Consider the following 18,957-nt stretch of genomic DNA (forward strand, 5'->3'; position numbering starts at 1 on the left):
TTCTGCGAGTCTCGCCCGCATGAGTGAGACACAGGATCCGGACCGCAGCACGACCGACAAGCTCGCCGACGCCGCGGCGTCGGCCGCGCACGCCGCGAAGGACGCCGTCGCCGGCGTGGCGCACGCCGCCAAGGACGCGGCCGGGGGCATCCGCATCCCCGGCGCGCCGGGCAGCGAGCCGCCGACGGTGGCCGAGCCCACCGAGCCGCGTGAGCCGCTGCCGCCCAAGCCGGAGCAGCAGGCTCCTGCCCCGGTCTCACCGACCGGCCGCGACACCGGCGCGCCGCCGGACGCACGCGCCCAGGACGGCGCCTACCTGACGACGGCGCAGGGCGTGCGGCTGTACGACACCGCCCACTCGCTCAAGGCCGGCGCGCGCGGCCCGGTGCTCCTCCAGGACCACCACCTGCGCGAGAAGATCATGCACTTCGACCACGAGCGCATCCCCGAGCGCGTGGTCCACGCCCGCGGGACCGGTGCCCACGGTGTCTTCCAGTCCTACGGCAACGCCGCGCCCGTCACGCGCGCCGCGTTCCTCGCGGAGGGTGCCGAGACCCGGGTGTTCGTCCGGTTCTCCACGGTCCAGGGCTCGCGCGGCTCGGCGGACACGGTGCGCGACACCCGCGGCTTCGCGGTGAAGTTCTACACCGAGGAGGGCAACTTCGACCTCGTCGGCAACAACATCCCGGTGTTCTTCATCCAGGACGCGATCAAGTTCCCCGACGTCGTCCACGCGGTGAAGCCCGAGCCGGTCCGCGAGATCCCGCAGGCGCAGAGCGCCCACGACACCTTCTGGGACTTCGTCTCCATCCACACCGAGGCCCAGCACCACACGATGTGGCTCATGTCCGGGCGTGGCATCCCGCACACCTACCGCACGATGGAGGGCTTCGGCGTCAACACCTTCCGCCTCGTGGCCCACGACGGCGCGACGACGCTCGTGAAGTTCTTCTGGAAGCCGCGCCTGGGCACCCACTCGCTCGTGTGGGAGGAGGCCCAGCTCATCGCCGGCGCCGACCCGGACTTCCACCGCCGCGACCTCTACGACGCGATCGAGGCAGGTGCGCTGCCGCAGTGGGAGCTGGGGATCCAGACGTTCCCGGACACCGAGGACCAGATGTTCCACGGCATCGACCTCCTCGACCCGACCAAGTTCGTCCCCGAGGAGCTCGCGCCGGTCCAGCCGGTGGGCCTGCTCACGCTCACCGGCACGCCGACGAACTTCTTCGCCGAGGTCGAGCAGGTGGCCTTCCACCCCGGCCACCTCGTCCCGGGCATCGACGTGTCCAACGACCCGCTCCTCCAGGGCCGGCTCTTCTCCTACCTCGACACCCAGCTCACCCGGCTCGGCGGGCCGAACTTCCCGCAGATCCCGGTCAACCGGCCGCACGTGCCGGTCAACGACATGCTCCGCGACGGCTTCCACCAGGACGCGGTCCACGTCGGCAACGCCTCGCACTACAAGCCGAACAGCATCGACGGCGGCTGCCCGTTCACCATCGGGGCCGACGGCGGCGGCTACGTCGAGGTGCCCGAGCCGGTCGCGGCGTCGGTGAAGGAGCGCCGGGCCCCGGAGTCCTTCGACGACCACTTCAGCCAGGCCCGGATGTTCTGGCTGAGCATGACGCCGCTCGAGCAGGAGCAGATCGTCCAGGCGTACACCTTCGAGCTCGGCAAGTGCTACGAGCAGGCGGTCAAGGAGCGTCAGCTCCTCGCCCTGGCGAACATCGACCCCGAGCTGTGCCGCCTCGTCGCGCAGGGGCTGGGCCTGCCCGCCCCGGAGGCGACGATCCCGCTCGCCGACGACGTCGTGGTGAGCCCGTCGCTGTCGATGATCGGGAAGGCCTGGCCCACCGACGGACGCCGCATCGGCATCGTCGCGGACGAGTCCAGCGACCTCGACGGCGTGCGTGAGCTGCGGGAGGCGATCGACGCCGCGGGCATGGTGCCGCTCGTCATCGCGCCGCACGGGGGGATGCTCGGTGACGCCACCGGCGCGCCGTTCCCGGTCCAGCGCACCTTCCTGACCGCGCGGTCGGTCGAGCTCGACGCCGTCGTCCTCGCCGGCGCCCCCGCGCCCGGTCCGGACGCCACCCCGGCCCACGACGCGAAGGCCGGCGGCGAGCCGCGGGCGGCGTCCGTGGACCCGCGCGTCACCATGCTCGTCGCCGAGGCCTTCCGTCACTCCAAGGCGGTCGGCGCGTGGGGGCAGGGCAGCGCCGTGCTCGCCGAGGCGGGCATCACCGGCCCCGGCGTGGTGACCGGGGACTCCCCGGCCGCCGTCCTCGAGGGTGTGCGCGAGCTCCTCGCCGCCCACCGGGTGTGGGAGCGGTTCCCGGTCCGCGTCTAGGGCTCAGGCGTCCCAGCGGAAGGAGCGCGTGGCGAGCAGCCCGCCCGCCACGGCCCAGGCCGCGAGGACACCGAGCGCGACCAGGTCGACCTGCCCCACGGTGCACAGGGTGCGCAGTGCCTCACCCAGTGCGCCGGGGGGCAGGTAGGCCGCGACGGCGGCGAGCGGTGCGGGCAGCGTGTCGAGCGGGAGCAGCAGGCCCCCGCCGACGACCATGAGGACGAAGAGCAGGTTGGCGATGGCGAGCACCGCCTCGGGCCGCAGCGTCCCGCCCAGGAGCAGGGCGAAGGCGACGAACACCCCCGTCCCCACGACCATGAGCACGGCCCCGCCCCCGACCTGAGCAGCGGTCACGCCGTCCGGGCGCCACCCGACGGCCAGCGCCACGCCCAGCAGCGTGAGGACCTGCACGCCGAGGACGAGCAGGACGGCACCGAGCTTCCCGGCGAGCAGGCCGCGCGGCCCGAGCGGCGTCGTCGCCAGCATCCGCAGCACGCCCCAGCGCCGGTCGAAGGCCACCGCGATGGCCTGGGAGGTGAAGGAGGAGGCCACCGCCATCGCGAGCGCGCCACCGAGAGCGGCGTCGGCGCGCGGCTCCGGAAGCGGCACGAGGTCGGTGGTGGTGAGGACGACGAGCGCGATGGCGGGCAGCAGGATCATGAGGACCAGCTGCTCGCCGTTGCGCAGGACGGCGACGGTCTCGAAGCGGGTCTGCGCCCAGACCCGGCGGGCGGTGGCGCTCATGCGGCCTCCCTCCGCAGCTCGCGGCCGGTGAGCGCGAGGAACGCGTCCTCGAGCGTGGGGCGGGCGAGGGCCACCTGGGCGGCCCGGTGCCCGGCGCGCGTGAGGGCGGTGGCGACGAGGGCGAGGTCGGCGGTGTCGAGGTCGCCCCCGTCGCCGTGGCGCACGAGGACGTCGCCGCCCTCGAGGGCGGTCACCAGTCGCGGGTGTGCGGCGAGCGCGGACCCGAGGTCCGCGGCGACGGCCGCTGCCGTGGCGCCCGGTGGGACGACGACGCGCACGTGCGGCGTCCCGCGCAGCTCGTCGGGCGTGCCGGCGGCCACGACCGACCCGCGGTCGACGACGACGACGCGGTCGGCGAGGTCCTCGGCCTCGGTCATGAGGTGGGTGGTGAGGACGATCGAGGTCCCGGCCTCGCGCAGCGAGCGGACGAGGTCCCACACCGCCAGGCGCGCCTGGGGGTCGAGGCCGGCCGTCGGCTCGTCGAGGAAGACGAGCTCGGGCTCCCCGACGATCGCGCAGGCCAGTGCGAGACGCTGGCGCTGCCCGCCGGAGAGGTGACGCACCCGCGTGCGGGCGACCGCCGTCAGACCGAGCCGCTCGAGCAGCGGCGCGGCCGCGCCGGGGCGGTCGTGCAGCCGTGCGACGTGCTCGAGGACGTCGACGGCGCGGGGCGAGAGCGGCAGCCCGCCCTCCTGGAGCATGACGCCCACCCGGCGGCGCAGCTCGGGGGCGTTCTCGGGGGCGGACCGGTCCAGGCCCAGGACGGCGACCCGGCCGCCGTCGGGGCGGCGCAGGCCCTCGCAGCACTCGATGGTCGTCGTCTTGCCGGCGCCGTTGGGGCCGAGGACGGCGGTGAGCTCCCCGCGCTCGGCACGCAGGCTCAGCCCGGTGACGACGTCACGGTCGCCGTAGCGCTTGCGCAGGTCCGCGACGAGGAGCGCGGGGGAGTCGGTGGGCACGGGCCCAGGGTAGACGGCGCCCACGGGGGCCCCGGGAACGGCGCCGACGGAGGGGAGTGACGCCCGACACGTGAGGTATGCCTTCCTTGCCGGGAACCATTTCGGCAACGACACTGTTCTCTAATGCGTGGGTGAGGTGTGCCCCCCGGAGAAGAAGGAAGGAGCGGTGATGAGCGAGACGAACGTCGAGTCCGACGTGACGACTCAGGACCGCGTCCTGCGCCTCGTCGTCGAGCAGGGGCCGATCAGCGCCGCCGAGCTCGCCCGTCTCCTCGAGCTCACCCCGGCGGGCGTGCGCCGCCACATCGCCGCCCTCGAGCGCGAGGAGCGGATCGTCGTCCACCTGCCCACCGGGCCGGAGCAGCGCCGCCGCGGGCGGCCCGCGCGGTACTACGTCGCCACCGACGCGGGGCGGGCCGGTCTGTCCCACGCCTACTCCGACCTCGCCACCCAGGCGCTCGGGTTCATCGAGACCGTCGCCGGACCGGACGCCGTCGAGCGGTTCGCCGGGCAGCGGGTCGGTGAGCTCGAGGAGCGCTACGCGCCCGTCGTCGCAGCCGCCGGCGACGACGTCGCGGACCGCGCCCACGCGCTGGCCGGCGCCCTCACCGCCGACGGCTACGCCGCCACGGTGCGCTCTGTCGGGCCGCACGGTCTGGCCGTGCAGCTGTGCCAGGGCAACTGCCCGGTGCTCACCGTCGCCGAGTCCTACCACCAGTTGTGCGACGCCGAGACCCGGGCCTTCTCCCGCCTGCTCGGCGTGCACGTCCAACGGCTGGCTACGCTGGCCCGCGGCGAGCACGTGTGCACCACCCACATCCCCACGGTCCAGATCGGCCGACCGAGCACGACCACGTCGCCGCGCGGTGACGCCATGGAAGGAAACTGATGACGAGTACGACCGACACCCCGATGACCCAGGACGAGACCATCGCCTCGATCGGGAACTACCGTTTCGGCTGGCACGACAAGGACGACGCCGGCTCCACCGCGCGTCGCGGCCTGGACGAGGCGGTCGTGCGCAACATCTCCGCGCTGAAGGACGAGCCGGAGTGGATGCTCAAGCGCCGCCTGCGCGCCCTCAGCCTCTTCGACAAGAAGCCCATGCCGAACTGGGGCGCGGACCTGTCGGACATCGACTTCGACAACATCAAGTACTTCGTGCGCTCGACGGAGAAGCAGGCGACCTCGTGGGAGGAGCTCCCCGAGGACATCAAGAACACCTACGACCGCCTCGGCATCCCGGAGGCCGAGAAGCAGCGCCTCGTCGCCGGTGTCGCCGCGCAGTACGAGTCCGAGGTCGTCTACCACCAGATCCGCGAGGACCTCGAGCAGCAGGGCGTCATCTTCCTCGACACCGACACCGCGCTCAAGGAGCACCCGGAGATCTTCGAGGAGTACTTCGGCACCGTCATCCCGTCGGGTGACAACAAGTTCGCCGCGCTCAACACCGCGGTGTGGTCCGGTGGCTCCTTCGTCTACGTCCCCAAGGGCGTGCACGTCGAGATCCCGCTCCAGGCCTACTTCCGGATCAACACCGAGAACATGGGCCAGTTCGAGCGGACGCTGATCATCGCCGACGAGGGCTCCTACGTGCACTACGTCGAGGGCTGCACCGCGCCGATCTACAAGACCGACTCGCTGCACTCCGCGGTCGTCGAGATCATCGTGAAGAAGGACGCCCGCGTCCGCTACACGACGATCCAGAACTGGTCGAACAACGTCTACAACCTCGTGACCAAGCGCGCGACCGTCGAGCAGGGCGGCACGATGGAGTGGATCGACGGGAACATCGGCTCCAAGGTGACGATGAAGTACCCGGCGGTCTACCTCATGGGCGAGCACGCCCGCGGCGAGACCCTGTCCATCGCCTTCGCCGGCGAGGGCCAGCACCAGGACACCGGCTCGAAGATGGTCCACATGGCGCCGCGCACGTCCTCCTCGATCGTGTCGAAGTCGGTCGCCCGCGGCGGTGGCCGCGCCTCCTACCGCGGCCTGGTCCAGGTGCTCGAGGGGGCGGCGCAGTCGAAGTCGACCGTCCTGTGCGACGCGCTGCTCGTCGACCTCATCTCGCGCTCGGACACCTACCCGTACGTCGACGTCCGCGTCGACGACGTCGAGATGGGCCACGAGGCCACCGTCTCCAAGGTCAGCGCCGACCAGCTCTTCTACCTCATGTCGCGCGGCATGGAGGAGCCCGAGGCGATGGCGATGATCGTCCGCGGCTTCGTCGAGCCGATCGCGCGCGAGCTGCCCATGGAGTACGCCCTCGAGCTCAACCGCCTCATCGAGCTGCAGATGGAAGGGGCGGTGGGCTGATGACCGCGACGACCGACACCACCAAGGGAACGACTGACGACCAGATGAAGACCGACCACTCCCGCGCCACCACGGACGCCGCCCACACCCACGGCGGCGGCACCGTCCCGGAGTCCTCCCGCGCCGACCGCGCCACCTCCTTCGAGCTCGCCGACTTCGCCGTGCCCACCGGGCGCGAGGAGGACTGGCGCTTCTCGCCCGTCGACCGCCTCCAGGGCTTCTTCGCCGGTGCGCTCGACGGCGCCTCGCCCGACGTCACCGTCGAGGCCGCCGACGGCGTCCTCGTCGAGCGCGTGGGCCGCGAGGACTCCCGCCTCGGCCAGGTCGGCGCCCCCGGCGACCGCGCCGCGGCCGCCGCCTGGACGTCCTTCACCGAGGCCCTCGTCGTCACCGTGCCGCGGGGCCACGCGGCGGGTGCGCCGACGATGGTCACGGTCAGCGGGACCGGCGCGAAGGGCGTCGCCGCGCAGCACGTCCTCGTGCGCGCCGAGGAGAGCAGCGAGGCGATCGTCGTCCTGGACCACCGGGGCTCCGCGAGCCTCGCCCAGACCGTCGAGATCGACGTCGAGGCGGGCGCGCGCCTCACCCTCGTCAGCGTCCAGGACTGGGAGGACGGTGCGCTGCACCTGTCCTCGCACCGCTCGCGCCTCGGCCAGGACGCCAACCTCAAGCACATCGTCGTCACCCTCGGCGGCGACGTCGTGCGCGTGACCCCGGACGCCTCCCTCGGGGCCCCCGGCGGCAACGTCGAGATGCTCGGTCTGTACTTCACCGACGCGGGCCAGCACCAGGAGCACCGCCTGTTCGTCGACCACGTGGCGCCGAACTGCGTCTCGCGGGTCACCTACAAGGGCGCGCTGCAGGGGCAGGACGCGCACTCCGTGTGGATCGGCGACGTCCTCATCCGGGCGGCCGCCGAGGGCACCGACACCTACGAGCTCAACCGCAACCTCGTCCTCACCGAGGGCGCGCGCGCCGACTCGGTGCCGAACCTCGAGATCGAGACCGGCGAGATCGAGGGTGCCGGGCACGCCAGCGCCACCGGGCGCTTCGACGACGAGCAGCTGTTCTACCTGCGCTCGCGCGGCGTCCCGGAGGCCGAGGCCCGCCGCCTCGTCGTCCGCGGCTTCTTCGCCGAGCTCATCGCGCAGATCGGTGTCCCGGTCGTCTCCGAGCGGCTCATGAAGGCCATCGAGGCCGAGCTCGACCGCACGATGGAGCACGCGACCGCATGAGCGCCCAGTACGTGTGCGACACCGGGGACCTCGAGCCCGGTGAGGTGATGCGCGTGGACATCGAGGACGCCGACGGACGGCCCGTCCCGGTGGCGATCGTCCGCGACACCGACGGCGAGTACCACGCCATCTCCGACACCTGCTCCCACGGCCAGGTGAGCCTCTCGGACGGGGAGGTGGAGGACGGCGCGATCGAGTGCTGGCTCCACGGGTCGAGCTTCGACCTGCGCACCGGCAAGCCGACGAGCCTGCCGGCCACCCAGCCCGTGCCGGTCTACCCCGTCTCCGTCCAGGGCGACTCCGTGCTCGTCGACGTCACCACGACCGTCGCAGCCAACGCCTGACCCCCTGACACACCTTTTAAGGAAGAGAACACGAATGTCCACGCTTGAGATCAAGAACCTCCACGTCAACGTCGAGACCAACGACGGCCCGAAGCAGATCCTCAAGGGCGCGACCCTCACCATCAACAGCGGTGAGATCCACGCGGTCATGGGCCCCAACGGCTCGGGCAAGTCGACCCTCGCCTACGCGATCGCCGGCCACCCCAAGTACGAGGTCACCGAGGGCGAGATCCTGCTCGACGGCGAGAACGTCCTGGAGATGAGCGTCGACGAGCGCGCCCGCGCGGGCCTGTTCCTCGCCATGCAGTACCCGGTCGAGGTCCCCGGCGTCACCGTCTCCAACTTCCTGCGCACCGCCAAGACCGCCATCGACGGCGAGGCCCCCGCCCTGCGGACCTGGGTCAAGGACGTCAACGCGGCCATGGAGAAGCTCCGCATGGACCCGGTGTTCGCCCAGCGCGACGTCAACTCCGGCTTCTCCGGCGGTGAGAAGAAGCGCCACGAGATCCTCCAGATGGAGCTCCTCAAGCCGAAGTTCGCCGTCCTGGACGAGACCGACTCCGGGCTCGACGTCGACGCGCTGCGCATCGTCGCCGAGGGCGTGAACCGCGTCCACACCGAGACGAACGCCGGCTTCCTCCTCATCACCCACTACACCCGGGTGCTGCAGTACATCAAGCCCGACTTCGTCCACGTGTTCGTGGCCGGTCGCGTCGCCGAGGAGGGTGGCCCCGAGCTCGCCGACCGCCTCGAGGCCGAGGGCTACGACAAGTACGTCGCGGCCGCGGTCTGACCCGCTCCGGAAGGACAGCCATGAGTGCACCGGTCACCGCCGGCTCGGGCGCGCTGAGCGCGGCCGAGCTGGCGGCCGTGCGCGCCGACTTCCCGATCCTCGGGAGGACGACCCGCAGCGGCCGGCCGCTGGTCTACCTGGACTCGGCGGCCACCTCGCAGAAGCCGCAGTGCGTCATCGACGCCGAGCAGGACTTCTACGAGAAGCGCAACGCGGCCGTCCACCGTGGTGCCCACCAGCTCGCCGAGGAGGCCACCGAGGCCTACGAGCAGGCACGGGCCGCGGTCTCGGCGTTCGTCGGGGTCGCCCCCGACGAGCTCGTCTGGACGAAGAACGCCACCGAGGGCATCAACCTCGTGGCCTACGCGATGTCCAACGCCACGCTCGGGCGGGGCGGGGCTCGCGCGCAGGAGGTCTTCGGGCTGCGTCCCGGTGACGAGATCGTCGTCACCGAGGCCGAGCACCACGCCAACCTCGTCCCGTGGCAGGAGCTGTGCGCCCGCACGGGCGCGACGCTGCGGTGGGTCGGCCTGACCGACGACGGCCGGCTCGACCCGGCGACCTTCGACGTCGTCGGTGAGCGCACCCGGCTGCTCGCCTTCACCCACGCCTCGAACGTCACCGGGGCGGTGAGCCCGGTGGCCGAGCTCGTCCGCCGGGCCCGCGCCGTCGGCGCCCTCGTGCTGCTCGACGCCTGCCAGAGCGTGCCCCACCTGCCGGTGGACCTGCGTGCGCTCGACGTCGACTTCGCGGTGTTCTCCGGGCACAAGATGCTCGGGCCCACCGGCGTCGGCGCCCTGTACGGCAGGCGCGAGCTGCTCGCCGAGATGCCCCCGTTCCTCACCGGCGGGTCGATGGTCCAGGTCGTGACCATGGACCGCACGACCTACGCCGAGGCGCCCCAGCGCTTCGAGGCGGGGACCCAGATGGTGTCCCAGACCGTGGGCCTGCACGCCGCGGTCGACTACCTCGGCGAGCTGGGGATGGACGCCGTCGCGGCGCACGAGCACTCGCTCACCGAGCGCCTCATCGCCGGCATCTCCTCGGTGCCGGGCGTGCGGGTGCTCGGTCCCACGGACACGCGCGACCGCCTCGCCGTCGTCGCCTTCTCGGTGGACGGCGTGCACCCGCACGACGTCGGCCAGGTGCTCGACGACGCCGGGGTCGCGATCCGGGTGGGCCACCACTGTGCCCAGCCGGTCCACCAGCGGCTCGGGGTGCACGCCTCGGCGCGCGCCTCGGCCGGCATCTACACGACCGAGGAGGAGATCGACGTGTTCGTCGAGCAGCTCGGCACGGTCCGCCGATTCTTCGGGGTGGACCATGGCTGACGCGATGGAGCAGCTCTACCAGGAGGTCATCCTCGACCACTACCGTGCCAAGCACGGCGCGGGTGAGCTCGACCCCTACGACGCCGAGTCCTTCCAGGTGAACCCCACCTGCGGGGACCAGGTCACGCTGCGCGTGCGGCTCTCGCACGACGCCGGTGTGCCCAGCGTCGAGGCGGTCGGCTGGGTCGGTCAGGGGTGCTCGATCTCCCAGGCCTCCTTGTCGGTGCTCAACGACCTCGTCGTCGGGCGCACCATCAACGAGGTCGACACGCTCAACGAGACGTTCCGCGAGCTCATGCACGGGCGCGGCGCCGAGCTGCCCGAGGACAAGCAGGACTCCCTGGGGGACGCCAGCGCCTTCACCGGGGTCGCCAAGTACCCGGCGCGCATCAAGTGCGCGCTGCTGGGCTGGATGGCCCTGCGCGACGCGCTGGCCCACGCACTGACGAGCGAGCCCGCCTCGGGCACGCAGGAGGAGGAACGATGACCGAGTCCACCCAGACGAACCCGAGCCCGACGACCGCCGCGGACGTGGAGGAGGCGATGCGCGACGTCATCGACCCCGAGCTCGGCATCAACGTCGTCGACCTCGGCCTGGTCTACGGCATCACCGTGGACCAGAACAACAACGCGGTCATCGACATGACGCTGACGTCCGCGGCCTGCCCGCTCACCGACGTCATCGAGGACCAGGCCGCCCAGGCGACCGACGGCCTCGTCAACGACATGCGGATCAACTGGGTCTGGCTGCCGCCGTGGGGCCCGGAGAAGATCACCTCCGACGGCCGCGAGCAGCTGCGCGCCCTCGGCTTCAACGTCTGAGCACGATCCAGTTCTCGACGCAGACGCCCCCGCCCACCCCGGCGGGGGCGTCGCCCTTTCCCCCGAGAGCTGGATCGTGCGCGTGCCGGTCAGGCCTCGAAGCGGTAGCCGGCTCCAGGGTGGGTGATGAGGTGACGCGGGTGTGAAGGATCGACCTCGAGCTTGCGGCGCAGCTGGGCGGTGTAGACGCGCAGGTAGTTCGTCTCCGTGCCGTAACCCGGCCCCCACACCTCCTGGAGCAGCTGGGTACGGGTGACGAGCCGGCCCCTGTTGCGCACGAGCACCTCGACGATCGCCCACTCGGTGGGCGTGAGCCGTACCTCCTGCCCGGCACGCAGGACCCGTCGGCGGGCGAGGTCGACGGTGAGCTCCCCGGCCTCGACGAGGCCGTCGTCCTCGCTCGCCGGGGCCGAGCGCCGCACCGCCGCCCGCAGCCGGGCGAGGAGCTCGTTCATCGCGAACGGCTTGGTCACGTAGTCGTCCGCGCCCGCGTCCAGTGCGGCGACCTTGTCCTCGCCGTGCTGGCGGGCGGACAGGACGACGATCGGTACCCGGCTCCAGCCCCGGATGCCGGCGATGACGTCCATGCCGGGGAGGTCCGGCAGCCCGAGGTCGAGGAGCACGACGTCGGGGTGGGCGGTCGCGGCGAGCCGCAGGGCGTGGGTGCCGTCGAGGGCCGCGGCCACCTCCCACCCGTGGGCGCGCAGGTTGATCGTCAGCGCCCGGACGAGGTCGGACTCGTCGTCGACGATGAGGACCCGAGGGCTCACGGCGCCCGCCTCCCGGCCACCGGCACGGTGAGCACCATGGTGAGCCCGCCACCCGGGGTGTCCTCGGCGGAGATCTCCGCCCCGACCGCTCCCGCGAGACCGTGCGCGACGGCCAGGCCCAGGCCCAACCCGCCGGAGGAGGTGTCCCCGAGCCGCTGGAACGGCTCGAAGAGGTGCTCCTTGCGGTCCTCGCTCACCCCCGGCCCGGTGTCCACGACCCGCACCTCCACGTGCGCGTCCGTCGCCGAGGCGTTGACGAGGACCGGTGCCCCGGCCGGGGCGTGCCGCACGGCATTGGACACGACGTTGGCGATGACGCGCTCGAGCAGCCCCGGGTCGGTGAGGACGAGCGGGAGCGTCTCGGGCACGTCGAGCCGCACGGCCGCAGTGGCCAGGCCCTCGGTCGCGAGCGGGACGATCTCGTCGAGGCTCGCAGCCCGCAGGACAGGGGCCACGCTGCCGGTCTGCAGCCGGGAGAGGTCGAGCAGGTTGTCGATGAGCCGCTCGAGCCGCGCGGTCGCGTCGGCCACCGTGCGGGTGAGGTCGGCGGTGTCGGCGGCCCCGAGCCGGATGTCCGGGGCGAGCAGCCCGTCGATGGAGGTGCGGATCGTGGCCAGCGGGGTGCGCAGGTCGTGGGAGACCGCGGCGAGGAGGGCGGTGCGGGTCGCCTCGGCGTGCTCGAGGAGCCGCGCCTGCTCGGCCTGTTCACGCAGGCGGCGGTACTCCAGGATGTTGCCGGCCTGGGTGGCGAACGCCTCGAGCACCCTCCGGGCACCTGCGTGGAGGCTGTGCCCGCGCAGCGCGAGCACCCGCATCGGGTCGACCGTGGCGACCGTGTCCGCCTCCTCGGGCGAGCGCGGGGGGCTGCTCCCCGACGTCGCCACCGTGCGCCACCGGGCGCCGTCGCGGGCGAGGAGGGCGACCGACTCGAGCGTGAAAGCCTCCCGGACCCGCGAGACGAGGGACTCGGCGGTGTCCTCACCCTCGAGCACGGACCGGGCCACCTGGGCGAGGGCGCTCGCCTCCGCGCGCGCCCGGGCGGCCTGGGCGCTGCGCAGGACGGCGAGGTGGACGACCGACGCGACCGCCGCGGCGACGACGACGAAGACGCCGAGCGCGAGGAGGTTGCGTGGGTCGGCGACTGTCAGCCGTCCGGTGGGCGCGGTGAAGAAGAAGTTGAGGGCGAGGAATGCGGCGACCGCGGCGAAGAGCGCCGGCCACAGGCCCCCGACGAGCGCGACGCCCACGGTGAGTGCGAGGTAGAGCAGGATCTCGGTGCTGAGCCCGGCGGACTCGGGCACCAGGTGCAGCACCGCGGTGAGGGCGACCGGACCGGCGACGGCCAGCGCCCAGCCCGCCAACGTCCGGGAGAACGGCAGCCGCGCCTCCCGGTTGGGCCTTCGCCGGCCGCGACGGGCCTGCTCGTGGGTGACGAGGTGGACATCGACCGTCTCCGCGAGCCGGGCGATCTCGGTGCCGACGGACTCGGTGAGCACCCGGACCCACCGGCTGTGTCGCGAGACGCCGACGACGATCATCGTCGCGTTCACCGCCGCCGCGAAGTCGACGACCGCAGCCGCTGTGTCCTCCCCGATGACAGTGTGGAAGCTCCCGTCGAGCTCCTCGACCAGCCGGCGCTGGGCCTCGAGCGTCGCGGGGGCTGCGGCCGGCAGGCCGTCGCCGGACAGGACGTGGACCGCGAGCAGCTCGCTGCCCGCGGCGCGCTGGGCGATACGGGCTCCGCGCCGGATGAGTGTCTCGCTCTCCGGTCCGCCGGTCACGGCGACGACGACCCGCTCGCGCGTCGGCCAGGTCCGCGAGATCGCGTGCTCGCGCCGGTAGCTGATGAGGGCGTCGTCGACGCGGTCGGCCAGCCACAGCAGGGCGAGCTCGCGCAGCGCGGTGAGGTTGCCGAGGCGGAAGTAGGAGGACAGCGAGGCGTCGATCTGGTCGGCGCGGTAGATGTTGCCGTGGGCCAGCCGGCGGCGCAGCGCCTCCGGGGCGAGGTCGATGAGCTGGATCTGGTAGGCCTGGCGGACGACGTGGTCGGGCACCGTCTCGCGCTGGCGCACCCCGGTGACCGCCTCGACATCGTCGTTGAGGGACTCCAGGTGCTGGACGTTGACGGTGGTGACGACGTCCATCCCCGCGTCGAGCAGCTCCTCGACGTCCTGCCACCGCCTGGCGTGCGCCGAGCCGGGGACGTTGGTGTGCGCGAGCTCGTCGACGAGCACGACTCGGGGGCCGCGGCGCAGGACGGCCTGCGTGTCGAGCTCGGTGAAGCTCTGCCCGCGGTAGGTGAGCTCCTGGCGTGGGAGCACCTCCAGGCCCTCGAGGAGCGCCACGACCGGCGCGCGCCCGTGCGTCTCGACGTAGCCGACGACGACGTCCACGCCGCGCGTGCGGCGCCGGTGCGCCTCGTCGAGCATGGCGTAGGTCTTGCCGACTCCCGGCGCGGCGCCGAAGTAGACCGTGAGTCGGCCTCGTCGCCCCGGCGGTGGGCCGGGGCGCGGGGTGGACGGGGTGTCGCTCACCGGCCCATTGTCGCCAGCGCGAGGTTGAGCGTCAGGACGTTGACCCGCGGCGCGCCGAGGATCCCGAGGTCGCGTCCGGCACTGTGCTCGGCCACGAGGCCGCGCACCTGCTCGAGCGTCAGCCCGCGGGCCGCGGCGACGCGCGCCACTTGGAGCTCGGCGTACTCGGGGGAGACGTGCGGGTCCAGGCCGGAGGCCGAGGCGGTGACGGCGTCGGGAGGGACGGTGCCGGCAGGCACGCCCTCACGACTCGCCAACGTCTCGCGCCGCTCGACCACCGTCCTGAGGAGGTCCGGGTTCAGCGGGCCGAGGTTGGACCCGCCGGAGGCGAGGGTGTCGTGCCCCTCGCCGGCGGCCGACGGCCTGGGGTGGAACCACTCCGGCCCGGTGAAGGGTTGGCCGACGAGCGCGGAGCCGACGGCGGCCTCCGCCGACAGGGTCCGTTGCCCGGTGGCGGTGAGCAGGGAGCCGTTCGCCTGCCAGGGGAGGAGGACCTGGGCGACGCCGGTGACGGCCAGCGGGTAGGCGATCCCGAGGACGGCGGTGAGGACGAGCAGCACGCGCAGGCCCGCGCTGCAGTGCCGCAGGAGCGTCGTCGTGGTGGCGGCGGCGCCGGTGCGCCGCCGGCTCTGGGTGGTGGTCATGAGGCGATCCCGGGGATGAGGGAGACGACGAGGTCGATGAGCTTGATCCCGACGAACGGGACGACCAGCCCGCCGAGGCCGTAGACGAGGAGGTTGCGGCGCAGCAGCCGGGCGGCGGACGCCGGCCGGTAGCGCACCCCGCGCAGGGCGAGGGGGATGAGCGCGAGGATGACGAGGGCGTTGAAGACGACGGCGGACAGGATGGCCGACTCGGGGCTCGCCAGGCGCATGACGTTGAGGGCGTCGAGCTGGGGCAGCACACCGGCGAACATCGCGGGCAGGATCGCGAAGTACTTCGCGACGTCGTTGGCGATGGAGAACGTCGTCAGCGCCCCGCGGGTGATGAGCAGCTGCTTGCCGATCTCGACGATCTCGATGAGCTTGGTCGGGTCGGAGTCGAGGTCGACCATGTTGCCGGCCTCCTTCGCGGCGGTCGTGCCGGTGTTCATCGCGACCCCGACGTCGGCCTGGGCGAGCGCGGGCGCGTCGTTCGTGCCGTCCCCGGCCATCGCGACGAGGCGCCCGCCGCTCTGCTCGTGGCGGATGAGGGCGAGCTTGTCCTCCGGCGTGGCCTCGGCGAGGACGTCGTCCACGCCGGCCTCCGCCGCGATCGCCCGCGCGGTGAGCTCGTTGTCGCCGGTGACCATGACGGTGCGGATCCCCATGGCGCGCATGGCGTCGAACCGCTCCCGCAGGCCGTCCTTGACGACGTCCTTGAGGTGGATGACGCCCAGCGCCCGGGCGGGCCGGTCCCCGAGCTGCTCGGCGACGAGCAGGGGCGTCCCGCCGGAGGCACTGATCTCGTCCGCGGCGGCCGTGACGTCCGGCCCGGTGTGCCCGCCGGTGGAGGCGACCCACTCGGCGACGGCGCCGGCGGCCCCCTTGCGGATGCGCCGGGGCCCACCGCCCTCGCCGGGGAGGTCGAGCCCGCTCATCCGGGTGCGGGCGGCGAATGGGACGAGGACGGCGCCGGGCAGCTCACCGCTCTCGCGGGCCCGCAGCCCGAAGGTCTCCTTGACGAGGACGAGCACGCTACGGCCCTCTGGCGTCTCGTCGGCCATCGAGGACAGCTGTGCGGCGTCGGCGAGGTGGGCGGGGTCGGTCCCGGCGGCGGGCAGCAGGGCGGCCGCCTGCCGGTTGCCGAGCGTGATCGTGCCGGTCTTGTCGAGGAGGAGGGTGTCGACGTCCCCGGCCGCCTCGACGGCCCGGCCCGACATCGCGAGCACGTTGCGCCGCACGAGGCGGTCCATGCCGGCGATGCCGATCGCGGAGAGCAGCGCCCCGATCGTCGTCGGGATGAGGCACACGAGGAGGGCGACGAGCACGAGCAGCGGCTGCGGCTGCCCGGACCAGGTGGCGAAGGGCTGCAGGGTGAGGACGACGAGCACGAAGACGACGGTGAGGACGGTGAGGAGGACGTCCAGCGCCTGCTCGTTCGGGGTGCGCCGGCGGTCGCTGCCCTCGACGAGGGCGATCATCCGGTCGACGAACGTGTGCCCCGCGGGCGCGGTGATCCGCACGACGACCCGGTCGGAGAGCACCCGGGTCCCTCCGGTGACCGCGGAGCGGTCCCCTCCGGACTCGCGGATGACGGGCGCCGACTCCCCGGTGACCGCCGACTCGTCGACGCTCGCGATGCCCTCGACGACGTCGCCGTCGCCCGGGACGAGGTCCCCGGCGGTGACGACGACGAGGTCGCCCACGCGCAGCTCGGTCGAGGCGACCTCCTCGGTCGGCAGCTCGGCGAGCGGGCCGCCGGTGACGGTGCCGGGGAGGCGCCTGGCCGTGGTCTGGCGCTGGGTGGCGCGCAGGCTCGCGGCCTGCGCCTTGCCGCGCCCCTCGGCGACCGACTCGGCGAGCGTCGCGAAGAGCACCGTGCCCCACAGCCAGAGGGTGACGAGGACGGCGAAGACGCTGGGGTCGAGGACCGACAGGACGGTGCACAGCGCGGCGCCGGCCTCGACGACGAGCAGCACCGGCTCGCGGTGGAGGGTGCGCGGGTCGAGCTTGCTGAGGGCGCCGGGGACGGCGGCGAGCAGCTGGCGCGGGCCGAGCGGGGCGCCGGGGACCGTGACGCGCGGGGCGTGGGCGGTGGCCGGGCCCGCGGGCCCGGGGCGGGTGGGGGCGAGGGTCATGAGAGCGACTCCGTGACTGGGCCGAGCGCGAGGACCGGGACGAACGTCAGCGCCACCATGACGAGCGTGACGCCGACGAGGAGGACGACGAACAGCGCCCCCTGGGTCGGCAGCGTGCCCGCCCCGGCGGGGACGGTGCGCTGGGCGGCGAGCCGCCCGGCGAGCGCGAGGACGAGGGCGATGGGGACGAACCGGCCCAGGAGCATCGCCAGGCCGAGGAGCGTGTTGTAGAACGGCGTGGAGACGGTGAGCCCGGCGAAGGCGCTGCCGTTGTTGTTGCCGGCCGAGGCGACGGCGTAGAGCATCTCCGACAGCCCGTGCGGGCCCGCCTCCTGGATGCCCGCCCGGCCGGCCGCCGTCGAGATGGCGAGCGCGGCGCCGAGGAGCACGACGGCGGGCATCGTGAGGATGTTGAGCGAGGCGAGCGTCATCTCGCCGGGGCCGATCTTCTTGCCGAGCAGCTCCGGGGTGCGCCCGACCATGAGGCCGGCGACGAAGACAGCGACGACCGCGAGGACGAGCATGCCGTAGAGCCCCGACCCGACCCCGCCGGGGGAGACCTCGCCGAGCAGCATGTTGAGCATGACGACCCCGCCACCGGGCGCCGTGAGCGAGTCGTGCATGGAGTTGACCGCGCCGGTCGAGGTCGCGGTCGTGCTCGCCGCGAACAGCGCGCTGGCCGCGGTGCCGAAGCGCTGCTCCTTGCCCTCCATGGCGCCGCCGGCCGCCTCGGGGACGAGCCCGGGGCCGGACATCTCCGCCCACGTCACCAGGGCCACCGACCCCAGCCACAGGACGCCCATCGCGGCAAGGACCGCCCAGCCCTGGCGCTTCGAGCCGACCATGAGCCCGAACGCGCGCGGGAGGGAGAAGGGGATGAGGAGCATGAGGAGGACCTGGAGCAGGTTGCTCACCGGTGTCGGGTTCTCCAGCGGGTGTGCGGCGTTGGCATTGAAGAAGCCCCCACCGTTCGTCCCGAGCTGCTTGATGACCTCCTGGGAGGCCACCGGGCCGCCGAGCGCGTGCTGGCTCGCCCCGCCGAGGGTCGTGAGCTCCGCGGGTCCGGCGAGGTTCTGCACGACACCTGTTGCGACGAGGAGGAGGGCGCCGACGAACGCGACGGGGAGCAGCACCCGGCCGACAGTGCGGACGAGGTCGGCCCAGAAGTTGCCCACCCGGTGGTCGGCCGCGGAGCGCGCGAACCCGCGCACGACGGCGACCGCGACGCGATCCCCACTGCGGCGGACAGGAAGTTCTGCACGGCGAAGCCGCTCATCTGGAGCAGGTGCCCGGCGGCCTGCTCGCCGGAGAACCACTGCCAGTTCGTGTTCGTCACGAAGGAGACGGCGGCGTTCCAGGCGCCCGCGGGCTCCATGGGGTCGGTGCCCAGCGACATGGGCAGGAGGTGCTGGAGGCGGGCCAGCGCGTAGACCAGGAGCACCGAGGCGAGCGAGAACCCGAGGACCGAGAAGAGGTAGGTGTTCCACCGCTGGTCGGCGTCGGGGTCCACCCGCATGAGGCGATAGGCGGCTCGCTCCACGCGCAGGTGTCGCGGTGACTGCAGCGCCCACACGAGGTAGCTGCCGACGGGCCGCTGGAGGACGAGCAGCACCGCGACGAGCAGGACGAGCTGCCCGGCGGCGGCGGCGACCTCATCGTTCATGACGCTCCGCCCTGCGTGCGGCGAGCGCGACGAGGGCGATGACCGCGACCGTCAGCACGACGTAGGCCAGGTCGGCCATGGGGGACCCCTTCCAGGTGGTCGCGCCGGGAGCCGGCGCGGACGAGTTCGACCGCCTAGTTCTAGACCCGGCCGCGCCCTCGGACGGCACTCTTTGACGGGTCCCTGACGGTCGGGCGGCCGATCCTGACGCGTCCCGTGCGGCCCCGACCGGGAAAGGACAGCCGTGCACGATCCAGCTCTCGGCGGGAAGGGGCCCCTCCGGGGACCTTCCTGCGCCGAGAGCTGGATCGTGC

The 18,957-nt window shown here is 73.0% G+C and carries 15 protein-coding genes and 1 pseudogene; 9 read left to right on the forward strand and 7 right to left on the reverse strand.

Annotated features, from left to right (window positions below; translation table 11 throughout):
- Positions 1 to 19: 19 nt before the first annotated feature.
- Positions 20 to 2,350 carry a catalase gene (locus FHE66_RS11565; RefSeq protein ID WP_139073097.1) on the forward strand — a complete coding sequence of 777 codons (2,331 nt, stop codon included), beginning with the start codon at positions 20 to 22 and terminating at the stop codon, positions 2,348 to 2,350.
- 3 nt (positions 2,351 to 2,353) lie between these two features.
- Here the strand turns inward: FHE66_RS11565 and FHE66_RS11570 are convergent, their stop codons facing one another.
- Positions 2,354 to 3,094, reverse strand: coding sequence for an ABC transporter permease (locus tag FHE66_RS11570; RefSeq protein WP_139073098.1), 741 nt, complete (start codon positions 3,092 to 3,094; stop codon positions 2,354 to 2,356).
- Positions 3,091 to 4,053: an ABC transporter ATP-binding protein gene (locus FHE66_RS11575; RefSeq protein ID WP_139073099.1), complete on the reverse strand. Its 963-nt coding sequence runs from the start codon at positions 4,051 to 4,053 to the stop codon at positions 3,091 to 3,093. The genes FHE66_RS11570 and FHE66_RS11575 overlap by 4 nt, the downstream gene beginning before the upstream one ends.
- Positions 4,054 to 4,222: 169 nt before the next feature.
- Here FHE66_RS11575 and FHE66_RS11580 point away from each other — a divergent pair, with 169 nt between their 5' ends.
- The 8 genes from FHE66_RS11580 to FHE66_RS11615 are packed head-to-tail and all read left to right on the forward strand — an operon-like array spanning position 4,223 to position 10,897.
- Complete coding sequence (locus FHE66_RS11580) at positions 4,223 to 4,942, forward strand: metalloregulator ArsR/SmtB family transcription factor (protein WP_139073100.1); 720 nt, start codon at positions 4,223 to 4,225, stop codon at positions 4,940 to 4,942.
- A complete protein-coding gene (gene sufB / locus FHE66_RS11585; protein WP_139073101.1) occupies positions 4,942 to 6,372 on the forward strand; it encodes a Fe-S cluster assembly protein SufB in 1,431 nt (476 codons plus the stop codon). The genes FHE66_RS11580 and sufB overlap by 1 nt, the downstream gene beginning before the upstream one ends.
- The gene (sufD, locus tag FHE66_RS11590) at positions 6,372 to 7,607 is read left to right on the forward strand and encodes a Fe-S cluster assembly protein SufD (protein ID WP_139073102.1); all 1,236 of its coding nucleotides are present in this window, start codon (positions 6,372 to 6,374) and stop codon (positions 7,605 to 7,607) included. The genes sufB and sufD overlap by 1 nt, the downstream gene beginning before the upstream one ends.
- Complete coding sequence (locus FHE66_RS11595) at positions 7,604 to 7,951, forward strand: non-heme iron oxygenase ferredoxin subunit (protein WP_139073103.1); 348 nt, start codon at positions 7,604 to 7,606, stop codon at positions 7,949 to 7,951. Before sufD ends, FHE66_RS11595 begins: the two co-directional genes overlap by 4 nt.
- A gap of 34 nt (positions 7,952 to 7,985) precedes the next feature.
- A complete protein-coding gene (gene sufC, locus FHE66_RS11600) occupies positions 7,986 to 8,744 on the forward strand; it encodes a Fe-S cluster assembly ATPase SufC (RefSeq protein ID WP_139073104.1) in 759 nt (252 codons plus the stop codon).
- A gap of 20 nt (positions 8,745 to 8,764) precedes the next feature.
- Positions 8,765 to 10,075 (forward strand): cysteine desulfurase, encoded by a 1,311-nt coding sequence (locus FHE66_RS11605; protein ID WP_139073105.1) that lies wholly within the window; start codon positions 8,765 to 8,767, stop codon positions 10,073 to 10,075.
- Positions 10,068 to 10,562 (forward strand): Fe-S cluster assembly sulfur transfer protein SufU, encoded by a 495-nt coding sequence (gene sufU / locus FHE66_RS11610; protein WP_139073106.1) that lies wholly within the window; start codon positions 10,068 to 10,070, stop codon positions 10,560 to 10,562. Before FHE66_RS11605 ends, sufU begins: the two co-directional genes overlap by 8 nt.
- Positions 10,559 to 10,897, forward strand: a complete 339-nt coding sequence (locus FHE66_RS11615) for a metal-sulfur cluster assembly factor (RefSeq protein WP_139073107.1) — start codon at positions 10,559 to 10,561, stop codon at positions 10,895 to 10,897. Before sufU ends, FHE66_RS11615 begins: the two co-directional genes overlap by 4 nt.
- 89 nt (positions 10,898 to 10,986) lie before the next feature.
- Here the strand turns inward: FHE66_RS11615 and FHE66_RS11620 are convergent, their stop codons facing one another.
- The 5 genes and pseudogenes from FHE66_RS11620 to kdpA form a co-directional block, all read right to left on the reverse strand.
- Positions 10,987 to 11,667, reverse strand: a complete 681-nt coding sequence (locus tag FHE66_RS11620) for a response regulator (protein WP_139073108.1) — start codon at positions 11,665 to 11,667, stop codon at positions 10,987 to 10,989.
- Positions 11,664 to 14,201: an ATP-binding protein gene (locus FHE66_RS11625; RefSeq protein WP_255303710.1), complete on the reverse strand. Its 2,538-nt coding sequence runs from the start codon at positions 14,199 to 14,201 to the stop codon at positions 11,664 to 11,666. Before FHE66_RS11625 ends, FHE66_RS11620 begins: the two co-directional genes overlap by 4 nt.
- The gene (kdpC, locus tag FHE66_RS11630; RefSeq protein WP_139073109.1) at positions 14,198 to 14,845 is read right to left on the reverse strand and encodes a potassium-transporting ATPase subunit KdpC; all 648 of its coding nucleotides are present in this window, start codon (positions 14,843 to 14,845) and stop codon (positions 14,198 to 14,200) included. The genes FHE66_RS11625 and kdpC overlap by 4 nt, the downstream gene beginning before the upstream one ends.
- Positions 14,842 to 16,980: a potassium-transporting ATPase subunit KdpB gene (gene kdpB, locus FHE66_RS11635; RefSeq protein ID WP_139073110.1), complete on the reverse strand. Its 2,139-nt coding sequence runs from the start codon at positions 16,978 to 16,980 to the stop codon at positions 14,842 to 14,844. Before kdpB ends, kdpC begins: the two co-directional genes overlap by 4 nt.
- Positions 16,977 to 18,643, reverse strand: a pseudogene (kdpA, locus tag FHE66_RS11640) (potassium-transporting ATPase subunit KdpA). Before kdpA ends, kdpB begins: the two are co-directional and overlap by 4 nt.
- Between the last annotated feature and the right edge of the window lie 314 nt (positions 18,644 to 18,957).

Origin of the sequence: Georgenia sp. 311, assembly GCF_006151955.1 — a bacterium.
Taxonomy (GTDB): domain Bacteria; phylum Actinomycetota; class Actinomycetes; order Actinomycetales; family Actinomycetaceae; genus Oceanitalea; species Oceanitalea wutianyii.